Raw genomic sequence first — 13987 nt, 5'->3', positions numbered from 1 at the left:
GGTTCAGGCGCGGCCATGGCTGACACGGGACCGGCGCGCAAGCGAATCGACGATGACGGCGATTGCCAGGACGGCGCCCGTGATCATGTAGCGCAGCGACGAGCTGAGATTGAGAAGCGTAAGCCCGTTGGAAATCGCCTGAATGACGATGATGCCGAGCAGGGCCGAATAGGCGCTGCCGCGTCCGCCGAACAGGCTGGTGCCGCCAATGACCGCCGCCGCAATGGCATTGAGGTTCACGTCGCCCGTGCCCGCCTGCTGGCTGGACGACGCGAGCCGTGAGGCCGACAGGATGCCGCCGATGGTGGCGAGCGTCGAGCAGAGAACGAAGGCACTGAGATAGATGCGGCGCACATTGATGCCGGCGCGGCGTGCGGCCTCGCGATTACCGCCGACGGCAAACATGGAGCGGCCCCATTTGGTGCGGGTCAGCGCATAGTTCAGGATAACGGCAATTACGACGAAAAGGCCGAACATCCACGGCACGCCACGGCCGAGATTGAGATAGTAGACGGCAAATTCCAGAGCAGCCGTCAGAACGATGGCCTTGACCGCAAGCGTACCGACGGGCGGCGAAGACAGGTTGGAGGCCAGCCGCTGATGGCGTTTGCGCATCTCATTGATGACCATCACCAGACCCGGCAGCAGCGCCAGCATATAGGAAAGCCAGTCGGGCATGACGAGGATCTGGCCGAAGCGCACGAGCGGCGAGGCAAAGGGCAGATTGATGCTGCCCGTCGGCCCGAGGATATAAAGCTGCATGCCAAGCAGTGCCAGGAGGCCGGCAAGTGTGGCAACGAAGCTCGGCATGCCGAGCCTGTTATAAAAAACCGCGTAAAGCGTACCGACGACGATACCGGCGATGATCGCCACCAGGATCGCCAGCGGGATCGGCCAGCCCATATTGACCCAGAGCACGCCGAGGATGGCGGAGGAAAGACCGCTCATCGAGCCGACCGAGAGATCGATTTCACCGAGCATCAAAACGCAGACGATGCCGAGCGAGATCACGCCGACAGTGGCACAGTCGAACAGCAGGTTGACGAGATTGTTCGGTGCCAGAAACACCGGATTGAGCAATGAAAAGACCGTCGAGATGACGACGAGGCCGACGAAGACTGGCAGCATGCCAAGATCGCCCGACCGTACGCGGTCGAAGAAGGCCTTGATCATACCGCGAACGTTGTCGTCGTGGCGGACGCGTTCGTCACTGCGATCGAGAGCAGCGGCCGGCTTGCTGATGGGATTTGATATCTTCTGGCTCATGCAGGCCTCCCGCTGGTTTCATGGGGCGCGCCGGTCTTGCGCTCGATCCGGCGGGACACAGCGTTTTCGGTAGCGCCGGTGATGGAAGCGACGAGCTCCTGGTTGGAAGAGTCGGGCGTAAAGACACCGTTGTTGCGCCCGAGGCGCAATACCACGATGCGGTCCGCCACGGCGCGCACGTCTTCCATGTTGTGGCTGATAATGATGACGCCGAGGCCGCGCTCGCGAACGCGCTCGATGAGGTTGAGCACTTCCGCGGTCTGGGCAACGCCAAGGGCTGCTGTCGGCTCGTCGAGCATGATGATCTTCGGATCGAGCAGCAACGAGCGGGCGATGGCAACCGTCTGGCGCTGGCCGCCCGAAAGGGAGGCAATCGGCTCGCGCACTGAGGGGATACGGGCGGCGAGTTCTCTGAGCAACGTCCAGGCGCGCACCTCCATGGCCACCTCATCGAGGCTCCAGGGGGACATTTCGTGGCCAAGAAAGAGATTGGCGACCACATCGAGGTTCTCGCAGAGCGCAAGATCCTGGAAGACGGTGGCGATGCCGAGCTCCAACGCCTTGCCGGGGCTCTCGAGCGTGACATTGCTGCCGCAGAATTCGATCGTTCCGGAGGACGGCTGGTGCACGCCAGCAAGGACCTTGATAAGTGTCGATTTGCCGGCACCGTTATCGCCGACCAGCGCCACAACCTCACCGGCTTTCACTTCGAGCTCGATATCGGTCAGCGCCGAAACCGCGCCAAAATTTTTGGAAATATTGCTCAACCGGAGGATCGTCTCTCCTCTCTCCGGCATATCCTTCACATCCCTGCTCATCGTGCAGCCTTTCCTGCCAATAGGGGCATCCGGCCGCGACGAACGCGGCCGGAGCTCACTCAAGCGCGTTTAGTTGGTAATACCAAGCTTCTTGCAGCCTTCGGCATATTCGCCGGTGCAGATCTGCTCGGCGGTCTGGATCTTCTTGTCGAAGATTTCCGCCTTGATGTTCTCCGCAGTCACGACGGCGGGAACGAAAAGCTGCGACGGCGTATTGTAGAGCGTCGTCTTGGCCTCAGGCTTTTCGCCCTTGATCATCTGCACTGCCACATTGGCGGCAGCAGCAGCAACGATCTCCGACGGCTTGGAAATCGTGTTGTACTGGTCGCCGGAAATGACGAGCTGAAGGGCTGCGATCGTCGCATCATTGCCGGTGACCGGCGGAACCGGCTTCACGCCGGCGGCCTTGAAGGCGGCGATCGCACCACCTGCCGTGCCGTCATTGGCGGCGACGACGCCCTTGATGTCGGCGCCAAAACGGGTGATCTGGCCTGCAGCCCATTCCTGTGCCTTCGGCGGCGCCCATTCCGGCGTGTCATATTCGGCCAGCGTCTTATAGGCGGATTCCTTGAGGCCGCGATGAATGCCGTCGCGGATAAGGCCGGCAGCCGCATCGGTTGGCGAGCCGTTGATTTCGAGCACGCCGGCGCCATCGGCAACACCTGAAGCCTTCAAATGCTCGACGAGCGACTTGGCGATCGCATAGCCGATGCCTTCATTGTCGAAGGAGACGTAATAATCGGCCGGCTTGTCCGGGATCGGTCTGTCATAGGCGATGACCTTGACGTCCTGGGACTGGGCGATTTCGACGAGACCGGCCGCAGCGGCAGAATCCACAGGGTCGAGAACGACCACTTTAGCGCCCTGGGCGATGACCGAGTTGAACTGCTGCTGTTGCAGCGAGGCGTCGGCATTGGCGTTCTGATAGATCACCGTGCACTTCGGGCAAAGCTTCTCCATCTCGGCCTTGAAGCCGGGGAAGTCGTGCTGCTCATAGCGGGTGGATGCCTGGTCGGGCATTAGGAAGGCGACGGTCGCCGCTTCCTGAGCCGAGGCCATGCCGGCAAAACCGATGAAAACGGTCGCCGAGGCCATAAGCAAATTGCGATAATTCATTTTCTCCTCCTTGGTGTGATCGATAGACAGGCCCAGGCATTGCTGGAAGTCACCACGGTTCGCCCGCTCGCCGCCGCCGTCGCCGCCATGAAAACGACGAGCAAAGCGTCCCCGCAAAAGGACAACCTCTCCGTAGCTTCTTAGAAATACCTCCCTGTACCGGTCCGTTGACCGGTTTGTATCATCGATTGCGCAAGCTTGCTCAATCGATGAAGCAAGAATTGCCACTTCTGCCGATTGATGTCAAGTTAGGCCAAATGGAGAAAGACATTTTGAATCACGTCAAGCAGACGAAGAGGACGACGATCTATGATCTGGCGGCCCTTGCCGGCACATCGGCCAGCGCCGTCAGCGCCGTGCTCAACGGCAACTGGAAGAAACGCAGGATCAGCAGCCAACTTGCCGAAAAGATCATGCGGATCGCCGAGGAACAGGGTTATGCGCTGAACATGCAGGCGAGCCTGCTAAGGCGTGAAAAGTCCCACATTATCGGCATGATCGTGCCGAAATACGATAACCGCTACTTCGGCTCGATCGTCGAACTGTTCGAAGACATGGCGCGTGCGCGCGGCCTTTTCCCGATCATCACCTGCACACGCCGCGACCCGGAGCTCGAGGTCGAGGCCGCGCGCACCATGCTGTCCTACCAGGTCGAATGCCTGATCGCGACGGGCGCGACCGATCCCGACCGGATCACCGAAATGTGCGCGGCCGCAGGCGTGCGCAGCCTCAATCTCGACCTGCCCGGCGCGCTCGCCCCGTCGGTCATATCGGACAACTTTGCCGGTGCCCGCGAGCTGACGCGCCGCATTCTGAAAAACAGCGAGCAGCGGCTCGGCAAGATGGAGCCGCTGCTCTTCATCGGCGGCCGCGGCAGCGACCACAACACGGCCGAACGTATCCGCGGCTTCCGCGCGGCCCATGCCGACCTCGGCGTTTCCGTTCATGAAGAGAATATCCTTGCCTGCGGCTATGCGCCGGAAAAGGCTGAAAAGGCATTGGACGAGCGCGCCCTTGGGGCCAACGCGCTGCCCAAGGGCATGTTCATCAATTCGACGATCTCGCTTGAAGGCGTCATGCGCTGGATCCGCCGCTCCGGTCATCTCGACGACCGCAGTCTGGTGCTCGGCTGCTTCGACTGGGACCCCTTTGTCACCTTACTCGGAAATGGCATCGAGATGGTGCGCCAGGATGTGCCAGGCATGTTGAACAAGGTCTTCGAGCTCATCGAATCCGGAGCGAACAAGCCTGTCGTCATCCAGGTTCCGCCGCTCATTCCGGAAGCACAGGACGCTTGATGGCCTTTTGTTGGCCCAGTCGATCTCTCGATTCTTGGTTCTGTTGAGCGGGCCAAGGACGGCTTAGCTCTTGCCGATCTCAATTCAGCAAGAGCAGAACATGATCTTCAAGCATATCGAAACCAGAGAGGATATCGCCGAGAGCTTTCCTGTCATGCGCGAGTTGCGACAGCAACTCCACGATGCCGACATCTATCGCGAGCGCATCGAGCGGCAGCAGCGCGAGGGCTATAAGCTTCTCGGCATATGGCAGGATGGCAAGCTCTCGGGACTGGCGGGCTATCGCCATCTTGAAAACCTCATCTATGGCCGCTTCACCTATATAGACGACCTTGTGGTCAGCCAGGCGAGCCAACGCTCTCAACTCGGCGCGGGCCTGATTGTCGAGGTGCGAAGGCTGGCAAAAGCCGATCGCCGCGTCTTTCTGGTGCTCGACACCGGGCTTGCTAATTCCCTCGCCCAGCGCTTCTACTTCCGCAACGGGCTTCTTTCCCGCGGCCTGCATTTCAGTCAGGCTCTGGAGGAGACCGGCGCATGAAGACCATCCTGCTTCTCAATGCGAGCCCCATGGGCACGGCATCGCGCGCCTATACGCTGGCGAAAAAGGCAGCCAGTAATCTGCTCAGCGCCTACTCCGACACTGCACTCGTCGAACGCGACCTTTCGCGCCTCCATGCTTCGCCGATCAGGGCAGCCTATGCCGACGCGATCATCGGCCAGGCTGAACATGACGCGCCCGATTTTGCCGATTCGGAAATGCTGATCCGTGAGGTCGAAGTCTGCGATTACCTGATCGTCGCCACACCCATGCATAATTTTTCGGTGCCGGCATCGCTGAAACTCTGGATCGACTATGTGCTGCGCGGCGGGCGCAGCTTTACCTATCGGGATGGCTATAAGGTCGGCCTGCTCGCCGATCGCCCGACGCTCATCGTCGTCGGTTCGGGTGGAGTCTATCACGGTCCGCAGGCCCGCCAACCCGACTATCTCTCTGCTTATCTCACCCATGTTCTGGCGACGATCGGCCTTGAGGATGTGCGCTTCATCCGCCTGCAGGGTTTGGTGAGACCGGATGTTGCCGAGCAAGCCCTGGCGCAGGCCGATCGCCAACTTGCTGCCGATCCAGTCTTCGGTCTAACGTCTGCCCTCATGGGATCGTAGCGCCGGCAGCACACGCGCTGTCTTGAAAAGAACGGCTGTCATGGCGAAGCAAAAACCGGAAGACGCCACCAGCATCACGCTTTCGTCCGAAGATATCAGGCCGATCTACCTGCAGGTGACAGCCCGCTTCAAAGCGGCCATCGCCGAAGGCAGGCTGGCGCCCGGAGACAGGGTGCCCTCGGTTCGGGCGCTGGCGAGCGAACTCGGGCTGTCGCGCGGAACGGTCAACCTCGCCTATCAGATTCTGGCCGAGGAAGGCTATTTCGAGTTTCGCGGCACCGCCGGTACCTTCGTCGATGCGCGACGGCCTAAAGCGAGTGCGCCATCCGCGCCAATATCGATTGCAAGCAGCGAAGGGCTCAAACAGTGGCCCGAAGTCCGACCCCTGCAGCTCGGCCTTCCCGCACTCGACGCCTTTCCGCTAAAGACCTGGAGCAGGCTCGTCAATCGGGAGGCGCGGAAGGTGGGGGCAGAAAAGCTCGCCTATCCAGGGCCTGCCGGCCTCATGGCACTGCGTGAGCATATTGCGGCCTACCTCACCTTCTCACGCGGCATTGCCTGCCGGCCGGAACAGGTCTTCGTGACATCAGGCCATCGCGCCAGCCTCGATCTCATCATGCGCACACTCTACCAACCGGGCGACGGCATCTGGTTCGAAGATCCAGGCTATCCCATCGTTCGGGAATTCCTGCTGTCGCTGAAGACGAGGCTTCATCCGGTGCCTGTCGATCAGGACGGCATGGTGGTGGAAGAAGGCCGACGGCGTGCGCCCGACGCACGTTTCGCCGTCGTCACGCCTGCCAATCAGAGCCCGCTTTGCGTGATGATGTCGATGGAGCGCCGCGCCGAGCTGCTCAAATGGGCGGAGGAAGGGCAGCGCTGGATCGTCGAGGACGATTACGACAGCGAGTATCGCTACAATCGCCGGCCGCCGCTATCGCTGAAAGCCATGGACCGGAACGAACGTGTGTTGTTTACCGGCTCGTTCAGCAAGGTTCTCTTTCCGGCGCTCCGGCTCGCCTATCTCGTCGCGCCGCTGTCGGAGGTCGGCAATTTCGAACGCGCCAGCCGGTTTATGAGCGCCGGTTGCCCGGAATTCCATCAGGCCGTCGTCGCCGAATTCATGGAGCAGGGTTATTTCATCCGCCATCTGAAGAAAATGCGCTCGCTCTATGCCGAGCGCCGAGAGTTTCTGGCCGATGCCCTGCGCGAGGTTTTCGGCGACGGGATCGCGATTGTCTCGCCGCCTGCCGGGCTGCATCTCGTCGTGCAGATCAGGGGAGTGGGGTCACTCTACAGCAAGATCGGGGAGCTGGCCCACGCTGAAGGTTTGGGCCTGCAGCCGCTGTCGTCGTGGCAGATGGGATCGCCCTCCATCGGCGGCCTGCTCCTCGGGTTCACCAATGTAGCAAGCCGGCAGACGGCCCGATCGCTTTGCATCAGGCTCAAGGCTATCTGCACAGCGGTTGCCGATCACGGATGAAGCTGGCCTTGGTCTAGTCCAATTGAGGCTTTTTGTCTCTGTTTCGCGGGCCAAGCGTATGGGATAGCGCCTTATCTAATCGTGATAGAATTTCGAGGAATACCCAATGGCTGAAACCATCTTTCTTGCCGGTGCGACTGGAGCGATCGGACGCAGGCTTGTCCCCATGCTCAAAGAGGCCGGTTTTCAGGTTTACGGCACCACCCGAAAGCCCGAGCGTCAGGACCATCTGCGCCAGGCGGGTGCCATACCTGTCGTCATCGATGTCTTCGATGCTGCGGCACTCACCGAAGCCCTACGGCAGGCAAAACCTGACATCGTCGTCCATCAACTAACCGACCTTCCCTATGGCCTGGAGCCGGCGCTGATCGAGGAGGGGCGCATCCGCAATGCCCACCTGCGCGAAGTGGGAACCAAGAATCTTGTCGACGCCGCTGTTAAGGCCGGGGTGAAGCGGCTGATCTCGCAAAGCATCGCCTGGGCTTATCAGACAGGTGCCACGCCGCTCACCGAGGAGACGCCGCTTCAGGAGAGCGCGGTGGCAATCAGGACGCTTGAAGCGCTTACGCTCGGCACTACCGGCATTGCCGGGACGGTGCTGCGATATGGCCTGCTCTATGGGCCTGCAACCGGCTCCGACGCTCCGAACGGGCCTGTGACCGTGCATGTCGAGGACGCTGCGCGCGCTGCCCTGCTGGCCGTCCAGACAGCTGTGGGCGGCGCCTTCAACATTGTCGATTCAGGCGGGCCGGTTTCCAATGCCAAGGCCGGATCGGTGCTGGGCTGGGTTCCGAAAAACGGAATTGGGAACGGTCCAGCATCTACGGTTTGATCGTAAGCGTCGACTTTCGCAATACCCTGAATTTGGGGATGTTGACGGCGCTGAAACCGCTTTCTATGGGAAGCTGTTGACCCAGTGCGGCGGCAATAACGGGCGTCCGGTCATACGAGGTGACCGGACGCTTTTTAGTTTATGGTTCCGGCCTATTTCACCGCTTCCGGCGTAAAACGCGCATAGAGCGCGTGGCGATTGCCGGGGTAAACGAAGCGCACATGCGTAACCGGGCCGGACTTGTTCCAGGTGCGTCGTTCGACAACCAGACACGCGGTTGACGCCGGAATGGAGAGCATGGCGCCTTCCTCCTCATCGACGCCGATCGCAAAGATCTTGTGCTCGGCCGTACTCCACGGAACCTGGCTCAGCAACCAGGGACCGGGGGCCGTTTCCTCGAATTCCTCGCCGGCTGCTTCGGGCACCGTTTGCAGGTTGATGAGCCGCTTTTCCAGGCAAAAGGGCTTCGCTCCGGCATAATGCGTGCAGACGATTTCGACGAGGCTGGAATTCTGCTGCAGATCGAGCATCTGCCGGTCCAGGGCCTGCGCCTTCCTGCGGACACGCTTTGCGACCTTGAAGGAATAGGCGAGGTTGAGGGACTGAACCTCTGCCTTGATATCGTGGATTTCGAGCACCGCGGACTGCGCCTGAGGCTGCATGACGAAGCTGCCGGATTTCTTGCGGCGCTCGATGAGACCGGCTTTCACAAGCTGAGTCAGAGCCTTGTTCACCGTCATCCGGGAGCAGTCGTATTGCTTCGTCAGCTCTATTTCGAATGGAATGCGATAACCCGGCGGCCATTCGCCCGAGACGATGCGACCTTCGATATCCGTGAGGATGCGCTGGTGTAAGGTCGTTTCCTTGGGTTCATTCATCATTGCGCTCCGGCTCTTTTCTCGCTGTAATGCCGAAGCAGCGGGGAGGAAAGATCGTCATGCCGCCAAGAGCTCGTTCATGGCGGCAATGAAGCGGCGGTCAATCTGGTCCCGACGCCGATGGCGGCCGTTTTCGACCTGCTTGCGGCCGAGTGCCCAGACACTATCGACCGTGACACCGCCGGCAAAGATCCAGTGATCCAACAGCTGGTTTTCGGAGAGATAAGGAACGGCGCCAGCATCAAGCGACAGCATGTCGGCATAGTTGCCGGCCAAAAGACCGGCCGGCGCCTTCAGCGCCGCACCGCCGCCGGTAAGCGCCTGCTCGAACAGGGCCTGACCGGTGGAGCCGCCACTCGATGCAATGACATTGCGGGCGCGGAGCGCTAGGCGCTCGGAATATTCGAGTTGGCGCAGCTCTTCGGAAATAGAAATCAGAATGTTGGAATCCGAGCCGATGCCGAAGCGCCCGCCTTCGGAGAGGAAAAACGGCGCGGAAAAGGTGCCATCGCCGAGATTGGCTTCGGTGATCGGGCAGAGCCCGGCAATGGCGCCGCTTTTTGCCATGCGGCGGGTTTCGTCCTCGGTCATATGGGTTGCATGGATGAGACACCAGCGCTGATCGACCGGTGCATGGTCGAGCAGCCATTGCACCGGTCTGGCGCCGGACCAGGCAAGGCAATCCTCAACTTCCTTGACCTGTTCGGCGACATGAACGTGGATCGGGCCATCGGCCGCGAGCTCGATGGCGACCGAGAGTTCCTCCGGCGTGACGGCCCTGAGGCTATGCGGCGCGACGCCGAGTTCGGCGCCTTCAAGCTTGCCGGTAATCTGCCTGCAGGCTTCCATCAGCCGCACAAAACTTTCGGCGGAATTGATGAAGCGGCGCTGCCCCTCGATGGGTGCTGCCCCGCCGAAACCGGAATGGGCATAAAGCACCGGCAACAGCGTCAATCCGATTCCGGTCTCCGCACTTGCGGCACCAATCCGTTCGGCCATCTCGGCGATATTGGCATAGGCACCGCCGTCCTTGTCATGATGCAGATAGTGGAATTCGCCGACACGGCAGAAGCCGGCTTCCAGCATTTCCATATAAAGCTTGGCGGCCACCGCCTCGACATGCTCGGGCGTCATCGACAGCGCGAATTTGTACATGACTGTGCGCCAGCTCCAGAAGCTGTCATTGGCCGGACCACGGACTTCCGCAAGGCCGGCCATGGCCCGCTGAAAGGCGTGGCTATGGAGATTTGGCATCGCGGGAAGGAGAACGGCGTGGCGCTCGTCACCGACATCAGGCGCGACATCTGTCTCGATTGCAGCAATCCGCCCGCCTGAAAGCGTCAGGCGCACATTCTTGCGCCAGCCTTCGGCCAGCAAGGCAGTCGTCGCATGAAGTTTCGTCATGATTGCTCCCCTTCCTTCTTATGAAGCCCGTCCGCTTGCCTTTGTGCACAGGGCCATAAATTCCACTTGTCACCACTGTTATTATGTATATACATATTCACCCATAAAGAAAGGCGTAAAGCTGATGAGTGGGAACAAATTTTCTGGATCGAGCCGCGGTTCGAGCACCCGTTCGCTTTGGCGCAATGCGCGCCTAGCGACGCTGCGGGAGGATATTTCGGGCCTCGGCATTGTCGAAAAAGGTGCCATCGTTTCCGAGGGCGGGCGCATCCTGTTTGCCGGGTCGGAAGGCGAACTCCCCTCCGCTCTGATCGAGACAGCAGAGATCATCGACCTTGAGGGCCGCTGGGTCACGCCGGGCCTTGTCGACTGCCATACGCACATCGTCTATGGCGGCAATCGCGCCCGCGAATTCGAGATGCGCCTTGAGGGCGCCACCTATGAAGAAATTGCCCGGACCGGCGGCGGCATCGTCTCCTCGGTGAAGGCAACCAATGCGCTGTCCGTCGAGGGACTGGTCGAGGCGGCGCTGCCGCGGCTGGATACGCTGCTGTCGGAAGGTGTCACCACGATCGAAATCAAATCCGGCTATGGCCTCAATATCGAGGCGGAACTGAGGATGCTTCGGGCCGCGCGAACCCTTGGAACGGTCCGCCCGGTACGCGTCGTCACCTCCTATCTCGGCGCTCACGCGACGCCCGTCGAATATAAGGGACGAAACCAGGATTACATTTCCGATGTCGTCCTGCCCGGACTGGAACAGGCACACGCGGAAGGCCTCGTCGACGCGGTCGACGGCTTCTGCGAAGGCATTGCCTTCTCGGTGAATGAGATTAGCCGAGTCTTCGACAAGGCCCGCTCGCTTGCTATTCCCGTCAAGCTTCATGCCGAACAGCTTTCCAATCTCGGCGGCGCAAAACTCGCTGCTTCCTATGGCGCGCTTTCGGCCGATCATCTGGAATATCTGGATGAGGATGGCGCACGGGCAATGGCTGCGGCCGGCACTGTTGCCGTTCTGCTTCCGGGTGCCTTCTATGCGATCAACGAAAAGCAGAAGCCGCCGGTTCAGGCCCTGCGCCAGGCCGGCGTGCACATCGCAGTCGCCACCGACTGCAACCCCGGCACCTCGCCGCTTACCTCGCTGCTCCTGACCATGAATATGTCGGCCACACTCTTCGGGCTGACCGTGGAAGAATGCATTGCCGGAGCGACGCGCGAAGGCGCTCGCGCTCTTGGCTTGCTTGCTGAGACCGGCACGATCGAAGCCGGCAAGTCCGCCGATCTGGCGATCTGGAACATCGAGAGCCCGGCCGAGCTCGTCTACCGCATCGGCTTCAACCCACTCTATGCGCACATCTTCAAGGGCCAGAGGATCAACCGATGACCATCACCCTCCATCCGGGTTCCGTTTCACTTCAGGACCTCGCAACCATCTACTGGACGGGCATTCCGGCAAAGCTCGACCCGTCATTTAATGCGGGGATCCTCAAGGCGGCGAAACGTATTGCCGAGATCGCCGCCGGCAATGCGCCGGTCTACGGCATCAATACCGGCTTCGGTAAACTCGCTTCGATCAAGATCGACAGCGCCGATGTGGCCACACTCCAGCGCAATCTCATCCTGTCCCATTGCTGTGGCGTCGGCGAGCCGCTGCCGGAAAATGTGGTTCGCCTGATCATGGCGCTGAAGCTCGTTTCTCTCGGCCGCGGCGCCTCCGGCGTGCGGCTCGACATCGTGCGGCTGATCGAAGCGATGATGGCGCGGGGCGTCATCCCGGTGATCCCGGAAAAGGGTTCTGTCGGCGCTTCCGGCGATCTTGCGCCGCTTGCCCACATGACGGCAGTGATGATGGGTCACGGCGAAGCCTTCTTCGGTGGCGAAAGGCTGCATGGCGCAACCGCGCTTGTCAAAGCCGGGCTTCAGCCAGTCGTATTGGCCGCGAAGGAAGGGCTGGCGCTCATCAACGGCACGCAGACTTCGACGGCCCTGGCGCTGGCCGGTCTTTTCCGGGCGCACCGGGCAGCGCAATCGGCGCTGATCACCGGCGCCATGTCGACCGATGCCGCCATGGGCTCATCGGCACCGTTCCATCCCGATATCCATACGCTGCGAGGCCATCGCGGCCAGATCGATACGGCGGCGGCCCTGCGGGCGCTGCTTGAAAACTCGCCGATCCGCCAGAGCCATATCGAGGGTGATGAGCGCGTTCAGGATCCCTATTGCATCCGCTGCCAGCCGCAGGTCGACGGCGCCTGCCTCGATCTCCTGCGCTCGGTCGCCCGCACGCTGGAAATCGAAGCCAATGCGGTGACCGACAATCCACTGGTCCTGTCAGACAATTCGGTCGTCTCCGGAGGCAATTTCCACGCCGAGCCCGTGGCCTTCGCCGCCGACCAGATCGCCCTTGCGGTCTGCGAGATCGGGGCGATCGCGCAGCGCCGTATCGCACTGCTGGTCGATCCAGCCCTTTCCTACGGCTTGCCGGCCTTCCTCGCCAAGAAGCCTGGGCTCAATTCCGGCCTGATGATCGCCGAGGTCACGTCTGCCGCACTGATGAGCGAGAACAAGCAGATGTCGCATCCGGCTTCTGTCGATTCGACGCCGACATCGGCCAATCAGGAGGACCATGTCTCCATGGCCTGCCACGGTGCGCGACGGCTTCTGCCAATGACCGAAAACCTCTTCAGCATCATCGGCATCGAGGCGCTGACCGCCGCACAGGGCGTGGAGCTTCGCGCACCGCTTGCGACCAGTCCCGAGCTTCGCAATGCCATCGCTGCCATCCGCACCGTGGTGCCATCTCTGGAGGAGGACCGGTACATGGCCAATGACCTGAAGGCTGCAACGACGCTTGTTGCAAATGGCGGTCTCAACGCATCCGTTTCAAGCGGCATTTTGCCCGTTCTGGAGATCTGACATGTCCGTTTTCGAGGTCAAGCAAGGCACCTCCCCCGTCATCCTCGGCTTTCCCCATACGGGCACCGATGTTCCCGCTGATATCTGGGAGCGCCTTGATGACAATGGCCGCCTGCTCGCTGATACCGACTGGCACATCCACCATCTCTATGACGGTTTGCTCGAAAACCAGACCAGCGTACGCGCCACCTTCCACCGCTACGTGCTTGACGCCAACCGCGATCCCTCTGGCACCAGCCTCTATCCGGGCCAGAACACGACCGGGCTGATCCCCGAGACGGATTTCGACGGCAAGGCGATCTGGAAGAAGGGAGCGGAGCCGACCGAAGCCGATATCGCCATCAGGCTACGCGACTACCATGCGCCCTACCACGCCGCCCTTGCAGCCGAGATCGAGCGGGTGAAAGCCATTCACGGCGTCGTCGTCCTTTACGACTGCCACTCGATCCGCTCCCACATCCCCTTCCTCTTCGAGGGCAAGCTGCCGGATTTCAATATAGGCACGGATATGGGCAAGACCTGCGATCCGGCAATCGAGCAGGCGACCGTCGCCATTGCCGCGGCCGCGGCGGGTTACGACAGCATCCTGAACGGCCGCTTCAAGGGTGGGTGGACCACGCGTCATTACGGCAGGCCGGAAACCGGCGTACACGCCATCCAGATGGAGCTTGCCCAATCCACGCATCTTGCAACCGAGGCACCGCCCTTCGCCTATGACGAGGAGGAGGCCGACAATCTGCGCATCCATCTCAAATCCATCCTGACGCGGATCGAAGAGATCGCGCTCGGTCTGAAACGCTAAACAAGGGAACATC

Annotated in this window: 13 protein-coding genes; 8 read left to right on the top strand and 5 right to left on the bottom strand. The window is 61.0% G+C overall.

The features are described 5' to 3' along the window. Window positions 1-3: 3 nt before the first annotated feature. The 3 genes from AC1DNW_RS17450 to AC1DNW_RS17440 all read right to left on the bottom strand — a co-directional run bounded on the left by AC1DNW_RS17450 (window position 4) and on the right by AC1DNW_RS17440 (window position 3200). Window positions 4-1266: a sugar ABC transporter permease gene (locus AC1DNW_RS17450; RefSeq protein ID WP_477853824.1), complete on the bottom strand. Its 1263-nt coding sequence runs from the start codon at window positions 1264-1266 to the stop codon at window positions 4-6. Next, window positions 1263-2084 (bottom strand): ATP-binding cassette domain-containing protein, encoded by an 822-nt coding sequence (locus AC1DNW_RS17445; protein ID WP_477853822.1) that lies wholly within the window; start codon window positions 2082-2084, stop codon window positions 1263-1265. Before AC1DNW_RS17445 ends, AC1DNW_RS17450 begins: the two co-directional genes overlap by 4 nt. 69 nt (window positions 2085-2153) lie before the next feature. Beyond that, window positions 2154-3200 (bottom strand): ABC transporter substrate-binding protein, encoded by a 1047-nt coding sequence (locus AC1DNW_RS17440; protein WP_113298969.1) that lies wholly within the window; start codon window positions 3198-3200, stop codon window positions 2154-2156. 272 nt (window positions 3201-3472) lie between these two features. Between AC1DNW_RS17440 and AC1DNW_RS17435 the strand changes: the two genes are divergently transcribed. The 5 genes from AC1DNW_RS17435 (at window position 3473) to AC1DNW_RS17415 (ending at window position 7974) form a co-directional block, all read left to right on the top strand. Further along, complete coding sequence (locus AC1DNW_RS17435) at window positions 3473-4498, top strand: LacI family DNA-binding transcriptional regulator (protein WP_477853820.1); 1026 nt, start codon at window positions 3473-3475, stop codon at window positions 4496-4498. Window positions 4499-4598: 100 nt separating this feature from the next. Further along, window positions 4599-5036: a GNAT family N-acetyltransferase gene (locus AC1DNW_RS17430; protein WP_477853818.1), complete on the top strand. Its 438-nt coding sequence runs from the start codon at window positions 4599-4601 to the stop codon at window positions 5034-5036. Next, entirely contained in the window at window positions 5033-5659 is a 627-nt protein-coding gene (locus AC1DNW_RS17425) for an FMN-dependent NADH-azoreductase (protein WP_477853816.1), read from the top strand. The genes AC1DNW_RS17430 and AC1DNW_RS17425 overlap by 4 nt, the downstream gene beginning before the upstream one ends. 40 nt (window positions 5660-5699) lie before the next feature. Continuing rightward, the gene (gene pdxR / locus AC1DNW_RS17420) at window positions 5700-7142 is read left to right on the top strand and encodes a MocR-like pyridoxine biosynthesis transcription factor PdxR (protein WP_477853814.1); all 1443 of its coding nucleotides are present in this window, start codon (window positions 5700-5702) and stop codon (window positions 7140-7142) included. Between the two features lie 106 nt (window positions 7143-7248). Then, window positions 7249-7974: an NAD-dependent epimerase/dehydratase family protein gene (locus tag AC1DNW_RS17415; protein WP_477853813.1), complete on the top strand. Its 726-nt coding sequence runs from the start codon at window positions 7249-7251 to the stop codon at window positions 7972-7974. 152 nt (window positions 7975-8126) lie between these two features. Here AC1DNW_RS17415 and hutC read toward each other — a convergent pair whose 3' ends face one another. Further along, the gene (gene hutC / locus AC1DNW_RS17410) at window positions 8127-8852 is read right to left on the bottom strand and encodes a histidine utilization repressor (protein WP_477853912.1); all 726 of its coding nucleotides are present in this window, start codon (window positions 8850-8852) and stop codon (window positions 8127-8129) included. A gap of 57 nt (window positions 8853-8909) precedes the next feature. Next, a complete protein-coding gene (locus AC1DNW_RS17405; protein WP_477853811.1) occupies window positions 8910-10256 on the bottom strand; it encodes a formimidoylglutamate deiminase in 1347 nt (448 codons plus the stop codon). Window positions 10257-10380: 124 nt separating this feature from the next. On the opposite strand from AC1DNW_RS17405, the gene hutI reads away from it, so the two are divergent. The 3 genes from hutI to hutG are packed head-to-tail and all read left to right on the top strand — an operon-like array spanning window position 10381 to window position 13974. Continuing rightward, window positions 10381-11640 (top strand): imidazolonepropionase, encoded by a 1260-nt coding sequence (gene hutI, locus AC1DNW_RS17400; protein WP_477853809.1) that lies wholly within the window; start codon window positions 10381-10383, stop codon window positions 11638-11640. Further along, on the top strand, window positions 11637-13172 hold the full coding sequence (gene hutH / locus AC1DNW_RS17395; RefSeq protein ID WP_477853807.1) for a histidine ammonia-lyase: 1536 nt from the start codon (window positions 11637-11639) through the stop codon (window positions 13170-13172). Before hutI ends, hutH begins: the two co-directional genes overlap by 4 nt. 1 nt (window position 13173) lies before the next feature. After that, complete coding sequence (gene hutG / locus AC1DNW_RS17390; RefSeq protein WP_477853805.1) at window positions 13174-13974, top strand: N-formylglutamate deformylase; 801 nt, start codon at window positions 13174-13176, stop codon at window positions 13972-13974. Window positions 13975-13987: the final 13 nt, after the last annotated feature.

The sequence above is a fragment of the Rhizobium sp. 05L429 genome (genome assembly GCF_056397645.1).
This window is presented reverse-complemented; position numbering and strand designations above follow the sequence as displayed.